The following is a 26240-nucleotide window of genomic DNA, read 5'->3' on the forward strand; positions in this document are numbered from 1 at the left end:
GGCCACGGCCCGGCCTTTCCGGGGGGTGGCCCGGGTGCCGTGCGCGCGGGGTTGGTCCTGGTCCTTGCGGTTAACCCCAACCACGGGGGGGGGGGGGGGGCGCCCGCCGCCCCGGGGCGCGGCGGCCGCGGTGAAGGTGGGGGGCCGCGGTGGCGGCGGTGGGTGGGCCGCGGTGGTGGGTGGGGGGTCAGGCGCTGATGAGCTTGGCCAGCTCGGTGTTGATGGCCTTGATCAGCGTCCGGGGGGTGGGGTGCTGGACGAAGATGTCGTCGTCGAGCGCTATGCCGTACTCGCGCTCGATCCGGCTCGCCGTCTCCAGCAGGGCCAGTGACTCGTAGCCGAGGTCCCCGAATTCCTTGTCGAGGATGTCTTCGTCGAGGACGACGTCCTCGTCGGCGCCCGCTCCCTCCAGCAGGATCCGGGTGAGGTCGTCGAGGGTGAATTCCTTCTGGGGCATGGGATGCCTTTCGTCGATGTGCCGCACGCGGCGCCGCGCGGGCGGGATGCGGGCGGGCGGCGGGCGGGCGTGCGGGGGTGGTGGTGGGGGCGGTGTGCGGGGGGTCAGTCGGGGGCTTTGAGGACCATCGCGGAGTTGAAGCCGCCGTAGCCGCGGGCCAGGACGAGTGCGGTGTTCACCGGTGTGGCGCGGGCCTGGCCGGTGACCAGGTCGAGGCCGTAGCCGGGTGAGGGGCGGACGTTGACGGTGGGCGGGATCAGGTCTTCGCCGATGGTGAGCAGGGCGGTGACCACGTCCACCGGTGCGGCGCCGGAGTAGAGGCGGCCGGTCGATGCCTTGGGCACGGTGACCGGCACGCCGGCGGGCCCGAAGACGGCGGTGATCGCCTGGGCTTCCTCACGGTCCAGGCGGGGTGTTCCCGCGCCGTCGGCGAAGACCACGTCGATGTCGGCGGCCGGGACGCCGGCGTCGGTGAGGGCGGCCTCGACGGCGCGGCGCAGGCCGGGTTCGCGGCCGCTGCCGGGCGGGGGGTCGAACGTGGCGCCGTAGCCGGCGATCTCGCCGTAGATCCGCTGTGCGCCGCGGGCCCGGGCCGACTGTGCGCTTTCCAGGGTGAGCAGTGCGCCTCCTTCGCCGGGCACGTAGCCGTCGGCGGCTTCGTCGAAGGGGAGGTAGGCGCGTTCGGGGTCGGTGCTGGTGGACAGCCGGTCGCTGGCCAGCTGGGCCACCCATCCCCAGGTGCAGATGGAGGCGTCGAAGCCGCCGGAGAGGATCAGCCGGCTGCCTTTGCGGATGAGCCGCCGGGCCTGGGCGAGCGCGTCGAGGCCGCCGGCGTGGTCGCTGACGACGACGCTGCTGGGGCCGCGCATGCCGTTGCGGATGGAGATCTGTCCGCTGTTGACGGCGTAGAACCAGGCGAAGGACTGGTAGGCGCTGACGTAGTGGCTGCCCTGGCTCCACAGTTTCCGCAGTTCGTTCTGTCCGAACTCGAAGCCGCCGGAGGTGGAGGCGGTGACCACGCCCATGTCGTACTCGGCGAACTCGCCGGGCCGCACGTCCGCGTCGCCGAAGGCGCAGTCGGCCGCGACCAGGGCCATCCGGGTCATCCGGTCGGTCTGCGGGATGAGCCGGCTGGGGAGGTGGTCGGCGGCGGCGAAGCTGCGGATCTCGCCGGCGAGCCGGGCGGGGTAGGGGGTGGCGTCGAAGCGGGTGACCTGGCCGATCGCGTTCTTCCCGGTACGGGTCGCGCTCCAGAAGTCGTCCACCCCCAGCCCGTGGGGGGTGAAGATTCCTATGCCGGTGACGACGGCCTTGGCGCTCATGCCGCCTTCCTTTCGGGCCGTGCGAGGACCATCGCGCTCTGGAACCCGCCGAAGCCGCTGCCGACCGTGAGGACGGTGTCGGTGCGCTGCTCGCGGGCGGTGAGCGGTACGTAGTCCAGGTCGCACTCGGGGTCGGGGGTGCGCAGGTTGGCGGTGGGGGGCACGACGTGGTGCTCCATGGCCAGGACGGACGCGGCGATCTCGATGGAGCCGATGGCGCCCAGTGAGTGCCCGACCATCGACTTGATGGAGCTGACCGGGGTCCGGTAGGCGTGTTCGCCCAGGCTCAGCTTGAACGCCGCGGTCTCGTGGCGGTCGTTCTGCTTGGTGCCCGATCCGTGCGCGTTGATGTAGTCGATGTCTTCGGGGTTCATCCGCGCCTCGGTCAGGGCGACGCGGATCGCCTCCGCCATCTCGCGCCCGTCGGGGCGCAGGCCGGTCATGTGGAAGGCGTTGCACCGGGAGGCGTACCCGGCGATCTCGGCGTAGATGTGGGCGCCGCGGCGGCGGGCGTGGTCCAGTTCCTCCAGGACGAAGACGGCGCTGCCTTCTCCGAGGACGAACCCGTTGCGGGTGTTGTCGAAGGGGCGGGAGGCGTGCTCGGGGTCGTCGTTGCGGGCGGTGGTGGCCTTGATGGCGTCGAAGCAGGCCAGGGTGATCGGGGAGATCGGGGCGTCGGTGGCGCCGGCGATCATCACGTCGGCGGTGCCCTCGCGGATCAGCTCGGCGGCGTGGCCGACGGAGTCGATGCCCGAGGTGCAACCGGTGGAGATGACGGTGGCGGGTCCTTCGGCGCCGACGGCCCAGGCCACTTCGGCGGAGAACGAGCTGGGGACGAAGTAGTTGTACAGGTGCCGGGGTGCGTAGGTGTGGTCGACGAGGTCGAGGCGGCCGTCGTCGCTGACCACGCGGTACTCGTCGTCGAGTCCGGTGGTGGCCCCGACGGCGCTGCCGATGGTGACGCCGGTGCGGTGCGGGTCGAAGTCGGCGACAGTCAGGTGGCTGTCGGCGAGTGCCTCGCGTGCGGTGACCACGGCGAACTGGGCGGCGCGGTCCATGCGGCGCAGTTCCTGGGGGCGCAGCCCGTGCTGTGCCGCGTCGAAGTCGATCTCCGCGGCGACCCTGGAGCGGAAGGGGGCGGGGTCGAAGAAGGTGATGCCGCGGGTCGCTGTGCGTCCTTCGCTCAGCAGGCTCCAGAAGTTCTTCACGCCCGTCCCGCCCGGTGCCAGGACTCCGACTCCGGTGATTGCTACGCGGCGGCTCACCGGCGGCCGCCTCCCCTCGTGTCCGTGCGGCGGAGTTTCACCGGGTCGCCGTCCAGTCGTAGAAGCGCTGGGCCATCGCGTCGGCCGGTGAGCGCCAGGTCGCCGGGTCGTAGGCTTCGATGTGGGGTTTGAGGTCGTCGCTGATCTGCTGGAACCGGGGGTCGGACTTGGCGTCCTCGATGAGGTCGCCGCCGTTGTCGGCGTCGAAGTCCTGCAGGTGGAAGTACAGGCCCCGGTACTGGAACAGCTGGCGGCGCCGGGTGCCCATCCGGTGCGGCATGTCGGTGTTGTCGAATGCTTCGAACAGGCGCGCCACGTGGGCGCCGGAGGCGGCGTCCATGCGGGCCACGATCAGGTTGCTGTGCATGTCTTCTCTCTTTTCGTGGGTCGACGTCCGGCGGCGGGTCCGCGGGGTGGCGGGGGTGCGGGGTGGTGGGGGTGCGGGGTGGTGGGGGTGCGGGCCGTTCGCGGGTGGATCGCGGCCGGCGGCCGGGGCCGGCCGCGGACAGGTCAGGGTGTCCGGTCCCGGCCCCGGGCGTGAGCGGACACGGCAGGGTGCCGGGGTCTGTCGCGTGCACGGGCCCGGGGGGGGCGGGGAGGGCGGTGCCGGGGGGTGGGGAGGGCGGTGCCGGGTCCTTCGGTTGGGCCGGCCGGTGTCCGTGGGGGCGGCGTGGTGGGCTGGTTCAGGCCGCGGCCGGCTGTCCGAACCATCGTTCCAGCGCCATCTGCAGGTCGTGGTGGCTGCCGGGTGCCGCCCATACGACGTGTCCGTCGGGCCGGACCAGCACGGCGGATGTGCCGGCGAGCCGGCTGCCGGGTGAGAAGGAGGGGGGTGCGGTGGTGACGGTGTCGACGCGGTCGGCCCATCCGCCGGCGCGTTTGCGCAGCCGCTCGTTGTCCTCGAAGTCGAGGAGGACGCCGCGGGCGGAGTGCAGCAGTTCGGTGGTCGAGGTCCGGGCCCGTGCGCTGTCCAGTGCCAGGTGCGGCATGCGTTTGCCCAGGAGCGGGTGGGTGCCGGTGCCGACGTCGTAGGTGATCTCGAGGCCGCTGACCATGCCGGCGAGATGGCGGGCGACGTCCCCGTAGGCGGTGAGCTCGCCCAGGACGTCACGCAGCGGCTGTACTTCGGGTCCGCTGAGGAAGAGCAGGCCCTGGGCCCGGGTGTTCATCAGCAGGCGTTTGCCGACCGGGTGCCGCTCGCCGTGGTAGGAGTCCAGCAGGCCCGCGGGGGCCGATCCCCTGATCTCGGCGGCGAGTTTCCAGCCGAGGTTCACCGAGTCCTGGATGCTGGTGTTCATGCCCTGCCCCCCGGCGGGCAGGTGGATGTGCGCGGAGTCCCCGGCCAGCAGGACCCGGCCGCGCCGGTACTCGGTGACCTGGCGGCTCGCGTCGCCGAACGCGCTGACCCACACCGGTTGTGCGTGGGATATGTCGTCTCCGGTCAGGCGCTTCCAGGCGTCGGCGACTTCGTCGAAGGAGGGGGGTGCGGTACGCCGCTGGGGCGGGGTGCCGCGCTCGCAGACGATCAGGCGGGTGATGCCGCCGGGCAGCGGACCGACCATGACCATGCCGCCGGGCAGGGTCTCGCCGATCATGCGCGGTTCGAGTTCGAGGCCCTTCACATCGGCGAGGAACATCTCCAGAGTCGCCGCGGTGCCGGGGAAGTCGAAGCCGGTGGCCTTGCGTACGGCGCTGCGCCCGCCGTCACAGCCCACCAGGTAGTCCGCGCGCAGGGTGTGGACCCCGTCGGGGCCGCGGACATCGACCTCGACCTGCGTACCGAGGTCCCGCAGATCGAGGAACTCGTGGCTGCGCCGGATGTCGGCGCCGAGGCCGGTGGCCCATTCCTCCAGGTGTGTCTCGGTGGCGGACTGCGGCACGCTCTTCGCCGCCTGCCAGGCGCCTTCCAGCACCCCGAAATCGATGGGCACACCGCCGAAGTGACCGACGTTGCTGGTCTCCACCTCGCCGAACCGCGACAGGATTCCCCGCTGGTCGAAGACCTCCATGGTCCGGGCGGTGAATCCGAGACCGCGTGATTCGCCCGAGCGCTCCGCAAGGCGCTCCAGGACGATGACGTCGACTCCCGCGAGCCTGAGTTCGCCGGCCAGCATCATTCCCGCCGGACCTGCGCCCACGACGATCACTGCAGCGTCCATGTACCTCTCCTCGATCATCGCAAGGGATTCTTCGGGGTGATCCGGCACGTCGCCCCCGAGGCGGCACATCCGCGTCCCAGGTCCGAGCAACGACAACTACCCAGTGAGATTCCCAGCCCTGGGCGGCGACTTCAAGGCGGTCCTTCTCAGGTCTCCGTGATGTTTCTTCAGAGATCGGCACGTTCGGAACGGGGAGGTCAAGCAAGCGTCAAGGAAACTAAAACCGAACGTGCCGTTCCACCTACGGCGCACCGCACCGGTGTGCTCCTGTCCCTGGCGGGTGCCGCGACCGGGGATTTTCCGGGACTCAGGGCCTGGTCAATTCGGCGTCCGCACGTACATAATTGGTGGACACAACCTTCACGGCCCTCCTCGGCCCGCGCCGGTCCTGCCCCGGTCCTGCGCTGCCGTCACCGGTCCGGCGTTCCGCACCCGCCGCCCGCCGCCCGCCCGCGCACGCCCGCATGCGGCTGTCTGACGGCATGCGGGCGACACCGCCGAAGCCCGTGGTGCCCGGTGCCCGGCGGCGTGTTTCTGCGTCTGTCAGGGGTGGCCGAAGCGGAAGCCGACGCCGCGGAGCGTGACGATCCAGCTGCAGGAACCGAGCTTGCTGCGCAGGTTGCTGACGTGTGTGTCGATCGTGCGGCCCGATCTGGACCACGCGTCGTCCCAGACCTGCACCATCAGCTCCTTGCGCGAGAAGACATGCTCCGGACGGGATGCCAGCAGGTGCAGGAGGTCGAACTCCTTCCGGGTGGCCGTGATGAGCTGTCCGTCGAGCCGGATCTCCCGGATGCCCGCGTAGATGCGCAGCGGACCGTGCTCGACGACCTGTTCCTCCGCCGAGGAAGGGTGCGACCTCACTCTGCGCATCACGGCTTCCATACGGGCCATCAGCTCACGGAACCCGTACGGCTTGATCATGTAGTCGTCCGAGCCCGCCTGCAGACCCAGGACCCGGTCGAGCTCGGTGTCCCGCGCCGTGACAGCGATGACCGGGGTGTCGCAGGCCGCCCGGATGCTGCGGCAGACCTCGAGACCGTCCAGATCGGGAAGGTCCAGGTCGAGCAGGACAAGGTCCGCGTGCGGGTGAACACGCAGCGCCTTGGCGCCGGTTCCCACACTCTGCGCCTGATAGCCGTGCCGCCGCAGCCCGACCACCAGGCACTCGGCGGCCCGTTCGTCGCCCTCCACCACCAGCACACTCAGGGGCTCCCGCTCCGCCGGACGGACCGCTTCGGCCACAGGGGCGGGAGCGGGGCCGGGGAGTGCCTCTGTACAGGAGCCGCCCTGGGGGCGCTTCGCCGGGCGGGGCTCGCGTAGGTCCGTGAACTGCCGTTTCATGAGCTGCTCCTACCGTGCGATGAGGCTCCTCAGGAGTGACCCTTCGGCAGAACTTTACAAACCGGTACGCCGGTTTGGCAATGACTTGACTCCCTGCAACGACCGATGGCCACACCACCCTTCAGACCCGTCACCGAGCGGTGCGAACCGGGCGGCAAATCCCTTGTTTTCCGGCATCCGGGGCGCTTGTCCGGGGCCGGCGGCCGGGGCGCGGACAGCTCGACGGCCGACCCCGCCCCCTCCAATACCGGGACGTTGGTCTGTATTTTTCTCTCGCTGTCCCTCACGCCCCCGCAGGTGGCCGGCCGGGTGGCGGAGGCACCGGACGGGGCACGGCATCACGGCCGGCAGCGGCGCGGGCGGCGGCGGCCGCTTGCGCGCGATGCCCCTGCGGCGGCCCGCGGTGGTGGCCGCACGGTTCCTTCCGCCGCCCGTGTCTCACCCCCGGCCGTCGGGGACGAGGACGACCTTGCCCGTCGTGGCCCGCCTCTGGAGCGCGGCGTGCGCCTGGGCCGCCTGCGACAGGGGGAAGGTCTGGAAGGAGGGCACCAGGGTGGCCGCGGCGGCCTCCGCGAGCGCGCGGGCTTCGTCGGCGGCGGCGTCCTGGCCCGCCAGCAGCAGGGCCAGTGCGTCGGTGAAGCTCACGCCACGCTCCTTCAGCTCCGCCTCCCCGGGGCGGAACTCCTGCCCGGAGGAGGCGCCGATGGTGATGTAGCGCCCGCCTCGGGCCAGCAGCCCGAACGCGGCCGGCCCCTTGTCGCCCTCGACACCGTCCAGAACGACCGTGACGCCGCGGCCGCCCAGGGTCTCGCGGACGGTGTCCGCCCACTGCGGCAGGTTGTAGTCGACGGCGATGTCGGCCCCCAGCCCGCGCACGGCCGCCGTCTTGGCCGGCCCGCCGGCCGCACCGATGACCGTCGCGCCCAGGCGGTGGGCGAACTGGACGACCAGACGGCCGATGCCGCCGGCCGCGGAGGTGACCAGGACCACGTCGCCGGGGGTGAGCCCGGCGATGTCCAGCAGGCCGATGGCGGTGGCGCCCGTGACGACCATGGCGACCGCCGCCTCGTCACCGAGCCCGGCCGGAATCCGGTGCAGGGACGCGACGCCGGCGACGGCGAGCTCGGCGTAGCCCCCCGGGCCGCCGTGCGCGGTCACGACCCTGGTGCCGGTCCACGCCCCGTCCACCCCCGGCCCGACCGACTCGACCACGCCGGCCACCTCCCCCCCGAAGATCGCCGGGAGCCCGGGAAGCGGCGGACCGGTCTCCAGCCCCTCCCGCATCACCGTCTCGATCTGGTGGACGCCCGCGGCCCTCACCCGGACACGGACCTCGCCCGGCCCCGGTACGGGATCGGGCACGGACTCGTAGCGGAGGTTCTCGGCGGGGCCGAACTCGTGCAGCACGACAGCGCGCATGACCGTTCCTTCCGGTGGATCTGCGGGACGACGACACCCACCCTGCAACCTCGACTTGACTTGATGTCAAGCCGCACACGCCGGAGCCCCGCACCACACCGAAAAAGGGGCCGCGCCCGCGTTCCGGCCCGGACGGTGACCCCCCAGGGGCGCCGGCCGCCGGACCGGCCGCGCCGTACAGCCCGGGCGGGAGGAGGCCCGCACCGCCACCGAGGAGAGACCGGCGCCCCGCACGGCACCGGAGCCGGATCCGCCTGACGTCACGCGCGGATGCCCGAAAGACCCACGCCAGAGGTCCCCCGGGGATCTGCGCACGGCCCGCCCCCCGCCCCACGCCGGACGCCGGACGCCGGAACCAGCACGGCCCCTCCCGCAGGCAACCACCGGCGTCCCGGCCCTGTGACCGGACACGGTACGAGCCCCCGCCACGGACCTGCGGGGGCCCGGCGGAGAACCCGCGGCCGGGCACCGCGGCCAGAACGCGTGGCGCCACAGGCTGACAGCCCCTCACCCCCGCGGAACCACCGGGGCATCCGGCACCCCCCCGAAGCCGGCCGGCCGGCTGACCGGCTGACCGGCCGGCGAACGGCGGTAGCTGCGCGAGGAGTTACGGCCCCAGGCGGCCGGGATGTCCGCCCGGGGCGAGGCGAGCCCGGTGGACTGCCAGGGATCCGCGGGACGGCGTCCGCCCGGCGCAGCAAAGGCGGCAGACGCGGGACGGGAGCGGCCCGCGGGCTCCACCGCCACAGGGGCCGGGGCCGGGGCCGGGACCGCAGCCGCCGGGCGGGGAAGCAGTCCGCCCGGCGGAGGCGGAGGCGGCTGGAGAAGCCGGTTCGGGGAGGCCGGAGGCGGCCGAGGGGCCGGCCGTGCACGGCCGGGAGGACCGGTGGACACAGGCGGGGACGAGGAGGGTGACCGGCCGGCCGGCGGGTGTGCCTGTGCGGTGCCTGGCGCCGGTGTTCCGGGCCTGGCTCACGGGTGCCCGAGCCGGAACCCCACCCCGCGTACGGTGATGATCCAACTGGTGGCCCCCAGCTTGCTGCGCAGGCTGCTGACGTGCGTGTCGATGGTGCGCTCCGACCGCGACCAGGAGTCGTCCCACACCTGGGTCATCAACTGCTTGCGCAGGATGACCGTTTCGGGCTGCGAGGCCAGCAGATACAGCAGGTCGAACTCCTTGCGGGTCATCTCCACCGGCGTGCCGTCGACCCGGATCTCCCGTGCGCCCGCATCGATCCACAGCGTGCCGCGCGCGATGACCTGCTGGAGGGGCTGCACCGGCCTGACCCTGCGCATGATCGCTTCCATCCGGGCCATCAGTTCACGGAAACCGTAGGGCTTGGCCATGTAGTCGTCCGCACCGGCCTGCAGGCCCAGCACCCGGTCGAGTTCGGAGTCCCGGGCGGTGACGGCGATGACCGGGGTGTCACAGGTGACGCGGATACTGCGGCAGACCTCCAGACCGTCCAGATCCGGCAGGTCGAGGTCCAGCAGGATCAGATCCGCGCTCCGGTGCACCTGCAGCGCCCTGGCCCCGGTCGCGACGCTCTCCACCAGGTAGCCGTGCCGGCGCAGGCCCTGCACCAGGCAGTCCGCCCCGCGCGGCTCGCTCTCCACAACGAGGACCCGCAGCTCCTCCCGGCGCGGACGGGGCCCCGGCTGCGCCACGGGCCGGTACACCCCCGGGCCGGCCGGGGGCTTGGGCGAGGTGCGCCCCGGCGCCCCCGGCGCCAGTACATCGGTCGACTGCCGTTCCATCCGCTCTCCCCCGTGTCCGTACACCCGGCACATCCCCCGTGGAGGTACCCCCGCCACCGTACAAACCGGCACGTCGGTTTGTCAAAGCCCCGGACCCGATCCGCACCCCGTCCCGCCCGCCCCGTGCGGCCGGTGCGCGGCGTACCCGCCCCGCCGGGCCGGGGGTGGCGACAATCGGCCATTCGCGAAGGACCCGACCTCCCTCCTGGATATCAAACCGGCATCCTGGTTTGATAATTCACTGCAGGGAAACACTTCCGCAACGGGAGGCAGTAGGTGAGCAAACAGGAACGGGCTGCCCGCACCCGCAGCGCACTGATCCGTTCTGCGGCCGAGCTGTTCGAGCAGTGCGGCTACACCAAGGCCAGCCTGTACGAGATCAGCGCGGGTGCCGGAGTGAGCCGCGGCGCCCTGCACTTCCACTTCGTCAACAAGGCGGACCTGGCCGATGCCGTGGAAGGCGCCGCCGCCCGTTCCCTGCACCGCGCCGCCCGCGGGGCCGAGCAGGGGCAGACGAACGCCCTGCAGGCGCTGACGAACCTGTCGCACACCTTCGCGCAGCTGCTGAGCCGGGACGTGGTGGTGCGGGCCGGGTTCCGGATCAACGGTGACGCGGGCCTGCACACCGGACGCGATCTGCGCCGGCAGTGGCAGAGCTGCGTGCGCGACCTCGTCTCCCGGGCCGGGGAGGAGGAGGCACTGGCCCGTGACGTGGCGCAGGAACCCCTGGTCATGACCGTGGTGGGCGCGACGACCGGCTTCGAGGTGCTCGGCAGGGCCAACGGCCACTGGCTGTCGCACTACTCACTCACCGGCTTCTGGCAGCTGCTGCTGCCCGTGGTCGCCGCCCCGCGGGTACTGGCCACACTCGACCCCGCCGGCAGCGGCCCGCCGGCCGACACCCTGCCCGGGCAGTTCAAACACACCGGCGACATCCCGCCCCGCACCCGCCGCTGCAGCCCGGGCCCCCGCCCCGCCGCCATCGGATGCCGCTCCTGCGCCGAGACCGACGCACCAGCCACCACCGGCCCCAGACAGACAGGCCGCCCCCGCCCCTCCGAGACCGGCGGAACCCCGCCATGACAACGCACACCCCCTACAGACACCCGGACCGCGGACACCCGGACCGCGGACACCCCGCCACAGGCACCCGTGACGGCGGGAGTCCGGGCCGCGGGCACCCGTGACGGCGGGCACCCGTAGCCCGGGTGCCTGTAGCGGGGTGCCCGCCGTCACGGGATCACGCACCGCCCGGGGCCGCCGGCAGGGCGAAAGCGGCGGCGTGGTCGGCCGCCCAGACACCGAACGGCCGGGCCGGTCTCCCGGTCACCTCGGACACAGCCGGCCCCACCTGCGCCTTCGCTCCCGCCAGCTGACGCTCCGCGCTCTCCAGCAGCGCCCGGGCCACCGGCTCCGGATACCGCGCCGACCACAGCTCCCAGGCCTGCCCGAGCCCCAGCTCCTCAAAACGCAGACAACGGCCCAGAACCCGCGACAGCCGCTCCGTCTGATCGACCGCACTGAGAGCCTCCGGGCCGGTCAGCAGATAGGCCATGCCCTGGTGCCCGTCCTCGGTGAGAACCCGTACCGCCACCTCCGCGACATCACGAGGATCCACACAGGCGTTGACCGAGGTGCCGTGGACCGCACGGACCACCCCCTGCGACCGGATCGCCGACGCCCAGGACAACGTGTTCGACATGAAGGAACGAGGCCGCAGAAAAGTCCACCCCACCCCGCAGGAACGGATCACGTCCTCGGCCCCACGCTGCCACCGGGTGATGAAATCATCCGCATACGGATCGGTCACCGCAGCCGCGGACACCTTCACCAGATGCCGCACCCCGGCCGCCCGCGCCGCTTCCGCGAACCGCGCATCATCCTCCCCCCCGCCCGCACCGGGCACCGTCACGACGAACGCGGCAGCCACCCCCTCCAGCGCCCTCGCCAGCGAACCCCGGTCCGCGTAATCACCTACCACCACCTCAGGGACCCCGCCCGCCACCGGCACCCGGCCAGGATCCCTGGCAAGGACCCGCAACGGCCGCACCCCACCCAGCAACCGGGCCACCTCCCGCCCGACCCTCCCCGTCACCCCGGTCACCAAAATCACCTGCCCGCCGCCCCCGGCCCCCCGCAGACCGGCCGGGCCCCACCCTCACGGCCGTGCAGCGTCGCACTGAAAACCGGCCGGCCCTCCTGCTCCCCCGTCACCCGCACCACCGCCCCCCCAGCCCCCAGACGCACAGCACGCGCCCCGATCCAGCACACACCGTCGAACTCCGCATAACGATGGAAAGACACATCCATCCTCCACGGCACGAAAGAACCAGGCACCAGAGCCGCATGAGCCGCCTGCCGCGCCGCCTCCAGCAGAAGCATCCCCGGCACATGATCCTTCGGACTCTGGAAAAGCACCGGATGCCGCGTATCGGCCCTCAACCGCCACCGGCACCGCTGCCCCGTCGCCGACAGCAGCACATCACCCGCCCGCACCCTCCCCGCCCGGACCGCGGATATAGCAGGCACACCCGGCTCCGAAGAACACAACGCCGTACGCACCCCCCGCAACCGCCGGTACACCGCCGGACCCACCACCTGGAAATCCACCGCCCCCGTCGCCACCACCACCCCCGCCCGGCACACCGCCAACGTCGCCCGCAAACGAGCCGACCGACGAAAACGAGCCGGATCAGGACACACCACACGCACCCCCACCTCAGCCCCCACCCCCACCCCCGCCGGCACCCCCACCTCCGCCGGCACCCCCTCCACACCCAGCCCCCCCGGCACACAGCTCAACCGCAGACGACCCAGCAAAAACGCATCCGCCCTCGGCACCCCATAACCCGCATGCAACACCAGCATCACCGACTGCCGCACCGTCTCCGCCACCAACAACGGATCGAACCGCCCACCCACCACCGGACCGAAGAACACATGCTCCCGCGGCCACCGCGCCACCACAGAAAACCGCTCCCCACCCGTACGCACCCAACTCACCGCAAACGCATCCTCAACCCGCACCCGATGCACCAACTCAAGCGACGCCCGACCCCCCACAACCGACACACCCCCCTCCCCCACAACCCCACCAACAGAACCACACAACAACGACACCTCAACCACAACTCCCCCAAACCAGAACACAACCAACAACCAACCACCAACCACCAACCACCAACCACCAACCACCAACCAGCAACCAGCAACCAACCCAGAACACAACCGGCCCTCATCCCACGTCACGACCGGCCGCCAACCCAGATCCCAACCAGCCCTCATCCCACGTCACAGCCGACCGCCAACCCAGAACACAACCGGCCCTCATCCCACGTCACAGCCGACCGCCAACCCAGAACACAACCGGCCGCCATCCCACGTCACAGCCGGCCGTCAGGCCCTCGCCCCGGGCGGCCGTCAGGCCCCCGCCCCGGGCGAGCAGCCCGTTCCTCAACACACCCCCAGAACAAGCAACATACGGGCTCGACGGTTTTTTTACCGCGCAGACATCTCCCCCGCACCGCAAAGACACCGCACCACGGACGGAGAACGACCACCCACCCCCCGCAGAACCCGGGGAACCCGGGGAACCGGGGAGCCCTGGGGACTGGTGGAACCCATGGAACCGGTGAAGCCCGGGGGCCCCGCGGAACCCGGGGAACCGGCAGAGCCCGGGAAACCCGCGGGGCCCGCGGGGCCGGGCAACCGCGGCCCGGCACAGGGCGGGCGGGAAGGAACCGCCACGCGGCCGCGGAAGCGGCACCCGCCCCCCGGACCCCCCGGGCCTGGCGGGCCCCCCGGGCCTGCCGGGGTCATCCGGTGCGCGGGCCCGCCCGCCGCACGCCGGCCGCCGGGCCCCCCACACCCGCCATACCACCTGGTCGGCCGACCGACCCACCCAGTAAGGTACGTGCCCGACGGTATTTTACGAATGAACTCCCCAGAGCTCACCGCCCTGAAGAAGGTCAGTCCGTGGCAAAACAAGACCGGGCACTCCGCACCCGCCAAGCCGTCCTCGAAGCAGCCGCCGTCGTCTTCGAAGAACGCGGATACCAAGCGGCCACCATCACCGACATCCTCCAGAAAGCCGGAGTCACCAAAGGCGCCCTCTACTTCCACTTCAAATCCAAGGAACACCTCGCCCAAGGCGTCCTCGCCGAACAGGACCAACTCCTCGCCGCCCCCACCCGCACCTGCAAAATCCAACAAGTCATCGACACCATCTGCCTGCAGGCCTACCGCCTACAGACCGAACCCATGGTCCGCGCCGGCGTCTCCCTCACCCTCGACCAGAAAGCCACCGAACTCGACCGCAGCGGCCCCTTCCTCCGCTGGACCCAAGTCCTCCACCACCTCCTCGAACAATCCCACCAACGCGGCGAACTCCTCCCCCACGTCAACCCCACCGAAACCGCCGAAGTCCTCGTCGGCGCCTTCGCCGGCATCCAAGCCATGGCCCAAACCCTCACCCGCTACCACGACCTCCCCCAACGCATCACCACCCTCCTCCACCACATCCTCCCCACCATCACCCACCCCTCCACCCTCATCACCCTCACCCTCACCCCCGAACACGGCGCCACCATCCACACCCAAGCCACCACACCCACACCGCAGCCATAATCATACCGGCCAACTGGTTCTTTTTTGGTCCACCCTTTACGAACACTTTCCCCCACCAACACCAACACCCCGGAAACAACCCCCCGGGGAAGGACCGCGCAGGCTGATCGATGGTGCGGCTCGGGTGCGCGTCGGAGCAGTCCGCAGCGCACCCGGCCCGGGGCGAGGAGGGTCAGCTAAACCGGTCGAGCGTGATCAGGGCTTCCTGCGGGTTGCCGTCGTGGACGAGCGACTCGTGGGCGCCCACGTCGTCGAAGGCGAAGCCGTAGGCCTTGCCGTCCACCATCTGCGCGTGGATGGCGCGGGAGTAGTGGTTGGTGACGGCGTCCTTGTAGAAGTTCGCCGCGTTGTTGTCGGGGTGGTTCGCGCCGTTCAGCAGGGTGGAACGGTTGAAGCCCGCGCACAGGGTGCGGGAGATCGGGCCGCGTACCAGGTCGTTGGGGGCGTCCAGATGCTTGTAGCAGCCGAAGACGCTGTCCGAGTCCGGCTTCTGGAACGAGGTGACGACCGCACCGGCGCTGTTGGTGAAGTTCATGACGTTCCCGGAGACCCGGCCGTAGTACTTGGTGTTGGGCTCGTGTGCGAACGGGGTCACCGTCAGCGTGGAGCTGCTGTAGCGGCTCCAGACCCGGTTGACGTAGTCGTTCAAGGTGCCTGACGGCAGGACGCCGGCGCCGACACCGTGGCCGGGGGACAGAGCGCGCAGGACGGTTCCGTCGGGCCTGGTCTGGATCAGGTTCGCCCAGCCGCCGGGCTGGTTCCTGAGCGAGGTGAAGACGGCGTTGTAGCCACCCGACTTGAGGCGGCCGGTGGTCTTGACGGTCCCGCTGGGGGCCTTGACTCCCACGGAGTAGGGAGCGGAGAACATGTCGACCTGGGTGCTGTTGATCCACAGACCCGCGTCGTTGAGTGTGTACTCGGTCCAGTTGAACAGGATGTTCCTGTTCGGGTCGCTCGGATTCTGGACCGCGGGCTGGACGAGACCACCGGTGGTGACCTTGAAGACGAGCTTCTGGCCGTACGAGAAGTAGACCCGGCCGGAGAATTTCGGCATCCGGATCGTCATCGACTGTCCGTTGCGCGGGCCGGTGATCGACGCGTCCGGTGCCGGGGTGGGCGGGTTGCCTCCGGCCGGCCAGGGGTGGAACGTACCGTTCGCGTCGGCCCAGCCCTGACGGCCCGTCGAGAGCTCCGTTCCCAGGTTGTAGACGTAGATCTGGTCGCTGCGGCCCGAGTCGTTCCTGAAGGTCAGGGGGATGGTCGCGGGGACCGCCGCCTCGGCGGCGGTCTCACCGACGACGGTGGTCAGACCTGCGGCGAGGGCCAGTGCGGCCGTCAGTGAAGCAAGGCTCTTCCAGGGAGCGGGCATGCTCGTCCTCCTCATCGGGTTGGATCCGTGGGTGGAGCGGTGCGCTCATCACCTTGCGCTTGAGAGCGCTCTCAGAGTCCTGCCGTGAGGGAGAGCTGTCAACGAGCATGTCTCAACTCTTTTAACTCATGCGGGAGATGGCACGCGCACGCGCATGCGCGTGACCGGCTGGTCGGCCGGTCGGCTCTTGGAGGAGCGTGTGAGGCCGGTCCGACGGATGAAGAACGGCGGCGGCGCGTTTCGGCGTTGCGCCCCGCCGCCGTCACCGGCCCCGTGTGGCGGCCGGTTCCGGGGTCACCGCCTCCCGCGGTGGCCCCGGAGTCGAGAGGTCCCCTCAGCTGGGGAGAACCCACTTCTGGTTGGCGCCGGTGTGGCAGGTCCACAGGTGGAGCTTGGTGCCGTCCGCAGAGGAGACTCCGGACGCGTCCAGGCACTTGCCGGATACCGGGTTCTTCAACGTGCCGTCAGCCTGTGCCACCCACTTCTGGGCGCCCGTGCCGTTGCACCCGTACAGCTGGATCTTCGTACCGTCCGCCGTACCCGCACCACTGATGTCCAGGCACTTGCCCAGTGCGCGGAGCGTGTCGTCCGTGCCGGCCGTCCACCTCTGGGCTGTCGACTGGTTGCAGGTCCACAGCTGGATCTGTGTTCCGTCCGCACTCGACCCGCCTGCCACGTCGACGCACTTGCCGCCTATTCCGGTGATGGCTCCTTCCCTGGGGCCGGTCGCGCCTCCGAGTTCCTTGATACGGATGTTGCGGAAGGACACGTCGTCGCCGTCGCCGTGGTTCTGCAGGCCGACGTGACCCTGCTGGAGGCTGCGGACGGGGTCGGTGTTGGTGAAGTCGTTGATCTTGCGGCCGTTGAGGAAGAGCTGGAGGCGCTCGCCCTCGACCCGGATCTCGTACGTGTTCCACTCCCCCGGCGGGTTGAGGGCGGCGTCCCGGGCCGCCAGGTCAGCGGACTTGAAGCCGTAGACAGCGCCGGTCGTGCGGTCGGGGGCGTCGGTGGCGTCGATCTGGATCTCGTAGCCGTTGTTGACGGCCGACCACGGGTCGTCGGAGGCGGGGAAGCCCACGAAGACGCCGGAGTTGTCGTCACCGGCCTGGCGCCAGTCAAGCTTCAGGGAGTACGACTTGTACTCCTTGGCCTGGTACCAGTACAGGCCCAGACCACCCTGGGAGGTGAGGGTGGCGTTCGCGTGCGTGAAGGAACCCGGGCCCGCCTGCTTCCAGCCCGCCGTCCCGGAGGTGCCGAACAAGGTGGTGTAGCCGGTCTCCGGACGGCAGTCGGCCTCCGTCATCTCGGCGGCCCAGCGGATGCCCCCGAGCAGGTGGCGCCGGAAGGCGGGCTCGGCGTAGGACTCCTGGGTGTGGCCGCCGCCGGTGTAGAAGGCGCGCCCGCCCCGGTAGTCCTTGCACCAGGCGATGGGGTGGTCGCCGCCCATGGTGCCGCCGCTGTAGGTGGATTCGTCGAGCGAGGCCAGGACGTGGGCCGAGCTCCGCGGGTTGGTGCGGTAGTCGTACCACTCGTCGGTCCGCTGCCAGGTCGGCCCGAGGTGCGCGGTGGCGTCGTGGGCGCGGTCCTCCACCTTGACGGTGGCCGGCTGGATGTGCGGGTGGGACTTGAACAGGGCGCCGGCCAGGCCGCCGTACCAGGTCCAGTCGTACTCGGTGTCGGCCGCCGCGTGGATGCCGACGTAGCCGCCGCCCGACTCGATGTACCCCTCGAAGGCGGTCTGCTGGGCTGCGTTGAGGACATCGCCGGTGGTGGAGAGGAAGATGACCGCCTCGTAGCCGGCGAGGTTCGTGGGGGTGAAGGCGGCGGCGTCCTCGGTCGCCGTGACGGTGAAGTTGTTGGCGGCGCCGAGCTGGCGCAGGGCGGTGATGCCCGCCGGGATGGAGTCGTGGCGGAAACCGGCGGTCTTGGAGAAGACCAGCACGTCGTACGCGGGGTCGGCGGCGGCGGCGGCCGCCGCTCGGGCGGGGGCGGTCTGGGCCGGTTCGGAGGCCGTGGAGACCGTCGTGGGCAGGGCGGCGGCGACGAGCAGGGCGCCGGCGGCCCAGCAGGCGAGGCGAGTGCGGCGTCGGTTCATGACAGGGTCCACTTCTGGTTGGCGCCGGTGTGGCAGGTCCACAGGTGGAGCTTGGTGCCGTCCGCCGAGGAAGCTCCGGACGCGTCCAGGCACTTGCCGGATACCGGGTTCTTCAACGTGCCGTCAGCCTGTGCCACCCACTTCTGGGCGCCCGTGCCGTTGCACCCGTACAGCTGGATCTTCGTACCGTCCGCCGTACCGGCGCCGCTGATGTCCAGGCACTTTCCGAGTGCCCGGTACGTGTCGTCCGTGCCGGCCGTCCACTTCTGGGCGGGCGTCTGGTTGCACGTCCACAGCTGGATCTGTGTCCCGTCGGCGCTCGCTCCTCCCGCGGCCTCCGCGCACTTGCCGCCGATGCCCTTGAGGTCACGGCCGGCCGGGGTGGTCTGGCCGGTGGTGAAGGTGAAGTCGTCCAGGTCGAACAGGGAGCCGGTGCCGCCCTTGAAGACGAGGTAGAGCGTGGTGGTGGCGGCCGGGCGGTTGGTCAGGTCGGCGCTGACGTCGCGGAACGTGTCCCAGCCACCGGTGACGGGGACCGCCGTCGAGCCGAGCAGGGTGCCGGTGGGTGAGCCGGCCCGTACCTCCAGCGTGCCTCCCGCGCCGCCGGAGGAGACCCGGGCGGTGAGCTTGGTGGCGTTGCCGAGGATGTACGGGGTGAAGGAGATCCAGTCGTTGTTGTCGATGTAGCCGACGGTCTTGCCGCCGTTGGCCGTGGCCTTGTCCACGATCTGGATGCCGGCGGAGCCGCCGAAGTGCTCGGCCTGGCGCTTGCTGCCCTGGCTGATGTTCTGGTCGTGCGTGGTCAGGGCGGGCTGGCCGTTCGCCCCCTTGTCGGTGTACTCGGCGTCCCAGACGCCGAAGATGTTGGCGTTCGGGTCGTGCTCACCGTCGGCGATGGTCTGTACGGTGCCCGAGCAGCCGGTGGCGGAGGTCTGCGGGTGGCCGTGGCTGTCGTGGCCGATGATGAAGGTGACCTTCACCTTGGAGCAGTCGATCGTGCCGTCCTCCGGGTCGGTGACGGTGACCTTGAAGGGGACGGCCGCGCCCGGGTCGATGATGGAGCCGTCGGCGGGCAGGTCGAGGGTGACGGTCGGTGCGGTGTTGCCGACGGTGATGATGACGGAAGCGGTGGCGGTGTTGCCGGTGCCGTCGGAGACGGTCAGTTCGGCGGTGTAGCGGCCGTTGGCGGTGTAGGTGTGCGAGGGGTTCGCGGCTGTGGAGGTGGTCCCGTCGCCGAATTTCCAGGCGTACGTGAGCGGGTCGCCGTCGGGGTCGGAGGTTCCGGCCGAGGAGAACGCGACCGCCAGCGGGGCCTTGCCCGAGGTGCGGTTCGCGGTGGCCTTGGCGAGCGGGGCGCGGCCTCCGGTGACGTACTCGATGCGGTAGACCGCGCTGTTGGCGTCGCCGTTGAAGTAGCCGGTGCCGTAGTCGAGGACGTACAGCGCGCCGTCCGGGCCGAAGGCCATGTCCATGACCTGGGTGCCCTGCCAGGGGAAGGCGTTGATCGACTGCACGGTGCCGTCGGAGCCCTGCTCGATGCGTTTGATCCACTTACGGCCGAACTCGCCCGCGAAGTAGTCGCCGTCGAAGCTCTGCGGGAACTTGACCGTGGAGGTGGAGGCCGCGTCGTAGCGGTAGACGGGTCCGCCCATGGGTGACTCGGAGCCGCCGCCGAACTCGGGTACGGAGCCGCCGTCGTACGGTATCCAGGCAGGCTGGGCCGGGGGCAGGTCGGTCAGGCCGGTGTTGTTCGGCGAGGTGTTCTTCGGGGCGGCGCAGGAGAACGTGGCGCCCGAGGTGGAGGTGGCGAAGTTGTAGTCCACGTAGGGGCTGTTGTTGCCGACGCAGTAGGGCCAGCCGTAGTTGCCGGCCTTGGTGATGCGGTTGAACTCGACCTGTCCGGCAGGTCCGCGTCCCGCGTTCGCCGTGCCGGCGTCGGGGCCGTAGTCGCCGAGGTAGACGGTGCCGGTGGGCTTGTCGACGCTCATCCGGAAGGGGTTGCGGAAGCCCATGGCGTAGATCTCCGGCCTGGTCCTCGCGGTTCCGGGCGCGAAGAGGTTGCCGGACGGGATGGTGTAGCTGCCGTCGGCGGCGACCTTGATCCGCAGCACCTTGCCGCGCAGGTCGTTGGTGTTGCCGGAGGAACGCTGCGCGTCGTACGCGGGGTTGCGGTTCGCCCGCTCGTCGATGGGGGTGTAGCCGTCGGAGGCGAAGGGGTTGCTGTCGTCGCCGGTGGACAGGTACAGGTTCCCTTGCGCGTCGAAGTCGATGTCTCCGCCGACGTGGCAGCACAGGCCTCGGCTCGCGGGGACGTCGAGGACCTTCTTCTCGCTGGCGGTGTCGAGTGTGCCGTCGGCCCTGAGGACGAAGCGCGAGAGCCGGTTGACGCCGTCGAAGGGCGCGAAGTCGGCCGCGGACCCGTTGGCGGGCGCATCGCCTGCCGGGGTGGTCAGCTTCGGCGCGTAGTAGAGGTAGACGAAGCGGTTGGTGGTGAACGCGGGGTCCACGCCGACGCCTTGGAGGCCCTCTTCGTCGTGCGAGTAGACGTCCAGTTTCCCGGCGGTCTTCGTGGTGCCGGCGGCGTCGGTGAGGCGGAGCGTGCCGTCCCGTGAGGTGTGCAGGACGGATCGGTCGGGCAGCACGGCGAGCGTCATGGGCTCGCCGGTCTCGGCCACCCCCTTGGCGAGGGTGACCTGCTGGAACTCGTCGGCGGCGACGCTTGCCGCGGGTTCGGGCGCCGCTGCGGCGGGTCTCTGCTGGGCGGTGAGGGCGCCCGCTGCGGCAAGCAGGGCGCAGGCCAGCGCCGCGACGGGTCGGGTGAGTCTCCTGTGCACGCGCGTCCTCCGTTTGGTGACGGGGTGAGGTCTGGAGCACAGGCGCGCGCCGTCGCGCCGGGAGGCATGGGTGCTCCCGGGGGGAGGGAGGAGCACTCAGGCCTTGTCGTTCGGTACAGAGCAGGAAGGTAATGGCTTTTTCGCGGACCAGAAAGCCCTTTGACGTACCTGGCCTCAACTTTCTCTACTGGGGAGACAAAGCGACTGGTTGGGCTCCTCGGCCGAGAGGCGAGAACCGCGCCTCCGTCACCACCACCGACCTCGGGGAGGCCGCTCTCGCATCGGCCCATGGGGCTTCAAGTCGACTGGTGACGCAGGGAATTGGCCCAGACGAACGTCTTGACGGGTCTGCGGCACGCTCCTTAAATCAGTATCGCCAACTGTTGAACGCTGCTGTCCCGGCGATCCCCAGATCACTTCACTTCGTGTCCGCGACACGGTCGGCAGTGCGCCCGATGTCCTGTCATGCACACGTCACAGTGGACCTGTTCTCCCCCGCCCCCGCACACCCCCACGAAAGCGATGTGATGCCCCGTGCGTACGCCTTGGCGCCACAGATCACTCACCTGGCTGGCCGCTGCCGCCTGTCTCACGCTCGCCGCCCTCTCCCCCACCGCCGTGCAGGCCGCCCCGGCCCCGGAGTCCGGTACGGTCGCTCCCGCCGCGGTGACCTTCGACGAGAACTTCGACGGGCCGGCCGGTTCCGGCGTCAACGCCTCCAGGTGGCAACTGGAGACCGGCGACAACGTCAACAACCACGAGCGGCAGTTCTACACATCGGGGACCAACAACGCCGCGCTCGACGGCCAGGGCAACCTCGTCATCACGGCGAAGAGGGAGAACCCGGCCAACTACAACTGCTGGTACGGGCGGTGCGAGTACACCTCGGCCCGGCTCAACACGGCCGGGAAGTTCACCGCCCAGTACGGGCGCGTCGAAGCCCGCATGAAGCTCCCGCGCGGCCAGGGCATCTGGCCCGCCTTCTGGATGCTCGGCAACGACCTCGGCAACGTCGGCTGGCCCGCCTCGGGTGAGATCGACATCATGGAGAACGTCGGCTTCGAACCCGGCACCGTCCACGGCACCCTGCACGGACCGGGCTACTCCGGCTCCGGCGGCATCGGCGCCGGCTACACCCTGCCCGGCGGCGCGGCCTTCGCGGACGCCTTCCACACCTTCGCCATCGACTGGAGCCCCAACTCCATCCGGTGGTCGGTGAACGGCAATGTCTACCAGACCCGCACCCCCGCCGACCTCGGCGGCCGGCAGTGGGTCTTCAACAAGCCCTTCTTCCTGATCCTGAACCTCGCGGTCGGCGGCTACTGGCCCGGCGACCCGGACAGTTCGACCCGCTTCCCGCAGCAGCTCGTCGTGGACTACGTGCGCGTGAGCACCGACACCACCACCCCGCCGCCCGGCGGCAGGGCCATCCGTGGCATCGGCGGAAAGTGCCTCGACGTGGCGGGTGCCTCCTCCGCCAACGGCACCGCCGTCCAGCTCTACGACTGCAACGGCACGGGCGCCCAGCAGTGGGACGTCCGCTCCGACGGCACCATCCGGGCCCTCGGCAAGTGCCTGGACGCCAAGGACGCGGCCACCGCCAACGGCACTCCCGTCCAGCTCTGGGACTGCAACGGGACGGGCGCCCAGCGGTGGGGGATCTCCGGCGCCCAGGACATCGTCTCCATCCCCGCCGACAAGTGCCTCGACGCCACCGGCAACTCCTCCGCCAACGGCACCCGCGCCCAGCTGTGGACCTGCACCGGCGCCGCCAACCAGAAGTGGACCGTGGCATGAGCGGTAGCCCCGCCGCGGCCGGCTTCCGGCACGCGCCCACCACGCGCTGAACCCGCACCCACCGCGCGCTGAACCCGCATCTGTCCGGCGACGGAACTCCGTCGCCGGGCAGGTGCGGTCGTGCCGCGTCACGGTCGGACTTCGGGGTCGCACGTCCTGGCCCCGCTCCGGGTCCCGGCTCCGCGTCCGTGACGGTGGCCTCGTGGCCTCGTCCATCGCGGCGGAGAGCCCACGGAGCATGGCCGGTCCGGTCGCCGACTCCATCGGAAGGGGCGGCCCTCCGCGAGCTGCCGCCGAACGACGGACGCCGGGCGTGGAAGCGTGTGCTTCTCCGCGTGGCGGGGCAGCCGACCGTCATGACTGTTCTGCGTAGAGTTGCCCGCCCCCTGCTCGCCTCGATGTTCGTCAGTGGCGGATACAACGCGGTGCGCGATCCCGCGCCCCTGGTCCCTGTCGCCGAACCCGTGACCGATCGCGTCTCCTCGGCGATCGGCCGGCGGACGTCCCTGCTGCCGGAAGACCCCGAGAGACTCGTACGCCTCAACGGCGCCGTACAGGTCGGTGCGGGCCTCCTGCTCGCGCTGGGGCGCGCACCCCGGCTGGCCTCGGCGGCTCTCGCCGTGACCCTGGTGCCGACGACCCTCGCCGCCCACCGCTTCTGGACGATCGAGGACCCCGAGAAGCGCGCGGCGCAGCGTGTCCAGTTCCTCAAGAACGCGTCCCTGCTCGGCGGGCTCCTCATCGCCGCCGCCGACACCCACGGCAAGCCCTCGCTCGCCTATCGCACCCGCCATGCCGCCGGTCATGCCTCCGACGCCGTCAGCCACCAGGCGCATGCCGCCGCCGGCCGGGTCGGTGATGTGGCGGGCGGTGCGGTGGAGAGCGTCACGGATGCCGTCGAGGCGGCCCGCGAGCGCCTGCCGTAACCCGGTGGCTCCGATATCGAAGGGGGTTCAGACCGCCCGCAGTCGGCCGGCGGAGCGACCCGCGAGCCCGTCGACAGCGCGGGCCGTTGCCTCGTCCGCCGGGAGGAAGACCACCAACTGCTGTGCTTCCTCGGGGATTTCGAGGATCTCGCGGACCAGTTCCCGTTCGCACCCGGACGGGTGGTGGAGCCGCAGAGGCCCTCGTCGCGGAACCACGTGCCGGTTCAGTCGGCTCGTGAACGCGGGACCCGCGGCGGGGGCGAGGTTCCGCGGTGAACCAGTCGAAGCCGGCCCCCGAAGGCCCGTGCCACAGCTCGAAGGCCCGCTCGTCCGCGACCTCGTCCCAGTCGGCGAAGAACATACGGGGCCGGGGGTCGGTGAACACGTAACGGGTGAGGTTGGGCGTGTCGGCGTCCAGCAGTCCGCTGCCCCTCGCCACCGCCTCGAAGCCGGTGGTCCGGGCGAGGACGTCGCCGAGCCGGTTGGTCACCATGGCGGTCAGCCGGTCACCCTGGCGATGAACGCGGCGAGGTTCGCCACGGTCCGCTGGATCTGCTCCTCCAGGGTGAGCGACTCGTTGAGCCGTGCGCCCATGCCCGCGTCCTTCTTCCCGCGTACGTAGAGCGAGCAGGCGAGGTCGCTGCACATGTAGGCGCCGACCGAGTTGCCCTGCTGGCCGGCCTTCCCGGACCTCGGGGCCACCAGCAGGGAGACGCCCCCGGTGTGGACGGTCACGCACATCGAGCACATGCTGCGACGGGTCTGCCAGGAGCCGGCGTCCGAGGAGCGGAGCTGGACGCCGACCGGGCGGTCGTCCCAGCCGGCCACGAGGTACGCCCGGTCGGGAGCCTGCGGGTCGCGCCAGCCCAGGAAGTCCAGGTCGTCCCAGGGCCGTTCGGCCAGGTCACGGGGGATGTTCAGGCGCTTGGCCTCGCCCTTGGTGCAGTTCACGAACGAGGTACGGATCTCTTGCTCGGTCAGCGGTTTCATGACAGCCACGCTAATTTGCCTAAAGATATTAGGCAAACGTATATTTCCTTAGGCAATCACTGGGAAGTGTTCGGAGGGTGGCATGGCGAAGACAGGACCGGCCGCGGAGCGCGTGGTGAGAGCGGGGGCCGAGCTCGCGGACGAGATCGGCTTCGAGCAGGTGACCCCCTCCGCGCTCGCCCGGCAGTTGGACGTCAGGACCGCGAGCCTGTATTCGCACGTCAAGAACGCCCATGACCTCAAGACGAAGATCGCACTGCTCGCCCTGGAGGAGCTCGCCGACGGGGCGGCCGCCGCGATCGCGGGACGGGCCGGCAAGGAAGCGCTCAGCGCCTTCGCCGACGCGTACCGCGACTACGCCCGCCGGCACCCGGGACGCTTCGCGGCGGCCCGCTTCCGGCTCGACGCGGAGACGGCCGCCGCCAGCGCGGGCGTACGGCATTCGCAGATGATGCGGGCCGTCCTGCGCGGCTACGACCTGACGGAGATCCAGCAGACGCATGCCGTACGGCTGCTGGGCAGCGTCTTCAGCGGATACGTCGGCCTGGAGGCGGCCGGCGGCTTCAGCCACAGCTCCCCCGCCTCCCAGGAGAGCTGGACCGAGATCCTGGGAGCGCTCGACGCCCTGCTGCGCAACTGGCCCGCCCCCTCCTGACCCTCACCCCGCGAAGAAGGCCCTGAAGATGAACGCCCGGCACGGGTGGACCGCCACCCCCATCACCCTCGACATCCTGCGCGGCGCCCTCGACCTGGAGCGCACCGGACGTGGCGTACTGCCCCACCGGCTGCCCGCCCACGCCCGGGAGCAGATCCCCGACGGACAGCTGGCCATGGCAGAGTCGCAGCCCTCCGGGGTCCGGCTGGCCTTCCGCAGCCGGGCCACCGCCGTCGAACTGGACGTCGTCGCCACCAAGCGGGTCTATCCGGGAGCGCCGCCGCGTCCCGACGGGGTGTACGAGCTCCTCGTGGACGGTCACCTGGCGGGACGGGCGAGTGCGCCCGACGGCGACACGCTCACCATCGACCTGGCCTCGGGGACCACGCACACCCGTCCCGGCCCCGTGGAGACCCTGCGGTTCACCGGCCTGCCGGACGACGAGAAGAGCATCGAGATCTGGCTGCCGCACGACGAGACCACCGAACTCGTCGCCCTGCGCACCGACGCGCCCCTCCTTGTCCCGCAGCCCAGCGACCGGCCGGTCTGGCTGCACCATGGCAGTTCCATCAGCCACGGTTCCAACGCCGCCACCCCCACCGGCACCTGGCCCGCACTCGCGGCGGCTCTCGGCGGGGCCGAACTGATCAACCTGGGGTTCGGCGGCAGCGCCCTCCTCGACCCCTTCACCGCCCGTGCCCTACGGGACACCGCCGCCGACCTGATCAGCGTCAAGATCGGCATCAACCTCGTCAACGCCGACCTGATGCGGCTGCGCGCCTTCGGCCCGGCCGTCCACGGGTTCCTCGACACCATCCGCGAGGGACACCCCACCACGCCCCTGCTGGTCGTCTCGCCGATCCTCTGCCCCATCCACGAGAACACGCCCGGCCCGTGCGCCCCGGACTTCAGCGCGATGAGCGAGGGGCGGCTGCGGTTCGTCGCCACCGGGGATCCCGCGGAGACCGCCGCCGGGAAGCTGACCCTGACCGTCATCCGGGACGAACTGGCCCGGCTCGTCGGACAGCGCGCCGCCACTGATCCTCACCTGCACCACCTCGACGGCCTCGCCCTCTACGGCGCGACCGACCACGCCGAGCTGCCGCTGCCCGACGGCCTGCACCCGGACCCCGCCACCCACCGGCGTATCGCCGAACGCTTCGCCGGCCTCGCCTTCGGCGACGGCGGGCCTTTCAGCGCCGCGAACCGCTGATCCGGCGGCGG

Annotated in this window: 21 protein-coding genes and 1 pseudogene; 6 read left to right on the plus strand and 16 right to left on the minus strand. The window is 70.9% G+C overall.

The window, feature by feature from the left end; translation table 11 throughout:
- Positions 1 to 187: 187 nt before the first annotated feature.
- From ACFWRT_RS35175 to ACFWRT_RS35210, 8 genes are all read right to left on the minus strand, one after another.
- On the minus strand, positions 188 to 457 hold the full coding sequence (locus ACFWRT_RS35175; RefSeq protein WP_380952733.1) for an acyl carrier protein: 270 nt from the start codon (positions 455 to 457) through the stop codon (positions 188 to 190).
- 104 nt (positions 458 to 561) lie between these two features.
- Positions 562 to 1779: a ketosynthase chain-length factor gene (locus ACFWRT_RS35180; RefSeq protein ID WP_380952734.1), complete on the minus strand. Its 1218-nt coding sequence runs from the start codon at positions 1777 to 1779 to the stop codon at positions 562 to 564.
- On the minus strand, positions 1776 to 3044 hold the full coding sequence (locus ACFWRT_RS35185; RefSeq protein WP_380952735.1) for a beta-ketoacyl-[acyl-carrier-protein] synthase family protein: 1269 nt from the start codon (positions 3042 to 3044) through the stop codon (positions 1776 to 1778). The genes ACFWRT_RS35180 and ACFWRT_RS35185 overlap by 4 nt, the downstream gene beginning before the upstream one ends.
- Positions 3045 to 3081: 37 nt before the next feature.
- Positions 3082 to 3411 carry a TcmI family type II polyketide cyclase gene (locus ACFWRT_RS35190; protein WP_380952736.1) on the minus strand — a complete coding sequence of 110 codons (330 nt, stop codon included), beginning with the start codon at positions 3409 to 3411 and terminating at the stop codon, positions 3082 to 3084.
- Between the two features lie 316 nt (positions 3412 to 3727).
- Complete coding sequence (locus tag ACFWRT_RS35195; protein ID WP_380952737.1) at positions 3728 to 5203, minus strand: FAD-dependent monooxygenase; 1476 nt, start codon at positions 5201 to 5203, stop codon at positions 3728 to 3730.
- A 543-nt stretch (positions 5204 to 5746) separates the two neighbouring features.
- Positions 5747 to 6547, minus strand: a complete 801-nt coding sequence (locus ACFWRT_RS35200) for a response regulator transcription factor (RefSeq protein WP_380952738.1) — start codon at positions 6545 to 6547, stop codon at positions 5747 to 5749.
- A gap of 438 nt (positions 6548 to 6985) precedes the next feature.
- A complete protein-coding gene (locus ACFWRT_RS35205; protein ID WP_380952740.1) occupies positions 6986 to 7966 on the minus strand; it encodes a zinc-binding dehydrogenase in 981 nt (326 codons plus the stop codon).
- Between the two features lie 972 nt (positions 7967 to 8938).
- Positions 8939 to 9724, minus strand: coding sequence for a response regulator transcription factor (locus ACFWRT_RS35210; protein WP_380952741.1), 786 nt, complete (start codon positions 9722 to 9724; stop codon positions 8939 to 8941).
- Between the two features lie 276 nt (positions 9725 to 10000).
- Here ACFWRT_RS35210 and ACFWRT_RS35215 point away from each other — a divergent pair, with 276 nt between their 5' ends.
- Complete coding sequence (locus ACFWRT_RS35215; protein WP_380952742.1) at positions 10001 to 10807, plus strand: ScbR family autoregulator-binding transcription factor; 807 nt, start codon at positions 10001 to 10003, stop codon at positions 10805 to 10807.
- A gap of 157 nt (positions 10808 to 10964) precedes the next feature.
- Here the strand turns inward: ACFWRT_RS35215 and ACFWRT_RS35220 are convergent, their stop codons facing one another.
- Together ACFWRT_RS35220 and ACFWRT_RS35225 are read right to left on the minus strand one after the other, a co-directional pair.
- Positions 10965 to 11837, minus strand: a complete 873-nt coding sequence (locus tag ACFWRT_RS35220; RefSeq protein ID WP_380952743.1) for an NAD(P)H-binding protein — start codon at positions 11835 to 11837, stop codon at positions 10965 to 10967.
- Entirely contained in the window at positions 11834 to 13009 is a 1176-nt protein-coding gene (locus ACFWRT_RS35225; RefSeq protein ID WP_380952744.1) for a ScbA/BarX family gamma-butyrolactone biosynthesis protein, read from the minus strand. Before ACFWRT_RS35225 ends, ACFWRT_RS35220 begins: the two co-directional genes overlap by 4 nt.
- A gap of 690 nt (positions 13010 to 13699) precedes the next feature.
- Here ACFWRT_RS35225 and ACFWRT_RS35230 point away from each other — a divergent pair.
- The gene (locus ACFWRT_RS35230) at positions 13700 to 14350 is read left to right on the plus strand and encodes a ScbR family autoregulator-binding transcription factor (RefSeq protein WP_381121415.1); all 651 of its coding nucleotides are present in this window, start codon (positions 13700 to 13702) and stop codon (positions 14348 to 14350) included.
- Positions 14351 to 14522: 172 nt separating this feature from the next.
- Here ACFWRT_RS35230 and ACFWRT_RS35235 read toward each other — a convergent pair whose 3' ends face one another.
- The 3 genes from ACFWRT_RS35235 to ACFWRT_RS35245 all read right to left on the minus strand — a co-directional run bounded on the left by ACFWRT_RS35235 (position 14523) and on the right by ACFWRT_RS35245 (position 20648).
- A complete protein-coding gene (locus ACFWRT_RS35235; RefSeq protein ID WP_380953827.1) occupies positions 14523 to 15719 on the minus strand; it encodes a glycoside hydrolase family 64 protein in 1197 nt (398 codons plus the stop codon).
- Between the two features lie 334 nt (positions 15720 to 16053).
- Positions 16054 to 17814 carry a ThuA domain-containing protein gene (locus ACFWRT_RS35240; RefSeq protein WP_380953826.1) on the minus strand — a complete coding sequence of 587 codons (1761 nt, stop codon included), beginning with the start codon at positions 17812 to 17814 and terminating at the stop codon, positions 16054 to 16056.
- On the minus strand, positions 17811 to 20648 hold the full coding sequence (locus ACFWRT_RS35245) for a PQQ-dependent sugar dehydrogenase (protein ID WP_380953825.1): 2838 nt from the start codon (positions 20646 to 20648) through the stop codon (positions 17811 to 17813). The genes ACFWRT_RS35240 and ACFWRT_RS35245 overlap by 4 nt, the downstream gene beginning before the upstream one ends.
- 534 nt (positions 20649 to 21182) lie before the next feature.
- Here ACFWRT_RS35245 and ACFWRT_RS35250 point away from each other — a divergent pair.
- Both ACFWRT_RS35250 and ACFWRT_RS35255 read left to right on the plus strand, forming a co-directional pair.
- Positions 21183 to 22445: a ricin-type beta-trefoil lectin domain protein gene (locus tag ACFWRT_RS35250; protein WP_380953824.1), complete on the plus strand. Its 1263-nt coding sequence runs from the start codon at positions 21183 to 21185 to the stop codon at positions 22443 to 22445.
- 356 nt (positions 22446 to 22801) lie between these two features.
- Entirely contained in the window at positions 22802 to 23371 is a 570-nt protein-coding gene (locus ACFWRT_RS35255; protein WP_380953823.1) for a DoxX family protein, read from the plus strand.
- A gap of 27 nt (positions 23372 to 23398) precedes the next feature.
- On the opposite strand, the gene ACFWRT_RS35260 is transcribed toward ACFWRT_RS35255, so the two are convergent.
- The 3 genes and pseudogenes from ACFWRT_RS35260 to ACFWRT_RS35270 form a co-directional block, all read right to left on the minus strand.
- Positions 23399 to 23587 carry a hypothetical protein gene (locus ACFWRT_RS35260; RefSeq protein WP_380953834.1) on the minus strand — a complete coding sequence of 63 codons (189 nt, stop codon included), beginning with the start codon at positions 23585 to 23587 and terminating at the stop codon, positions 23399 to 23401.
- Between the two features lie 166 nt (positions 23588 to 23753).
- A pseudogene (locus ACFWRT_RS35265) lies at positions 23754 to 23864 on the minus strand (helix-turn-helix domain-containing protein); the annotation flags it as partial.
- A gap of 5 nt (positions 23865 to 23869) precedes the next feature.
- On the minus strand, positions 23870 to 24361 hold the full coding sequence (locus tag ACFWRT_RS35270; protein ID WP_380953822.1) for an FBP domain-containing protein: 492 nt from the start codon (positions 24359 to 24361) through the stop codon (positions 23870 to 23872).
- 82 nt (positions 24362 to 24443) lie between these two features.
- Here ACFWRT_RS35270 and ACFWRT_RS35275 point away from each other — a divergent pair, with 82 nt between their 5' ends.
- Complete coding sequence (locus tag ACFWRT_RS35275) at positions 24444 to 25016, plus strand: TetR/AcrR family transcriptional regulator (RefSeq protein ID WP_380953821.1); 573 nt, start codon at positions 24444 to 24446, stop codon at positions 25014 to 25016.
- A 28-nt stretch (positions 25017 to 25044) separates the two neighbouring features.
- Positions 25045 to 26229, plus strand: coding sequence for a GDSL-type esterase/lipase family protein (locus tag ACFWRT_RS35280; RefSeq protein ID WP_380953820.1), 1185 nt, complete (start codon positions 25045 to 25047; stop codon positions 26227 to 26229).
- Positions 26230 to 26240 lie beyond the last annotated feature (11 nt).

This window comes from Streptomyces cyaneofuscatus, from assembly GCF_042718795.1.
Classification (GTDB): Bacteria; Actinomycetota; Actinomycetes; order Streptomycetales; family Streptomycetaceae; genus Streptomyces; species Streptomyces cyaneofuscatus_A.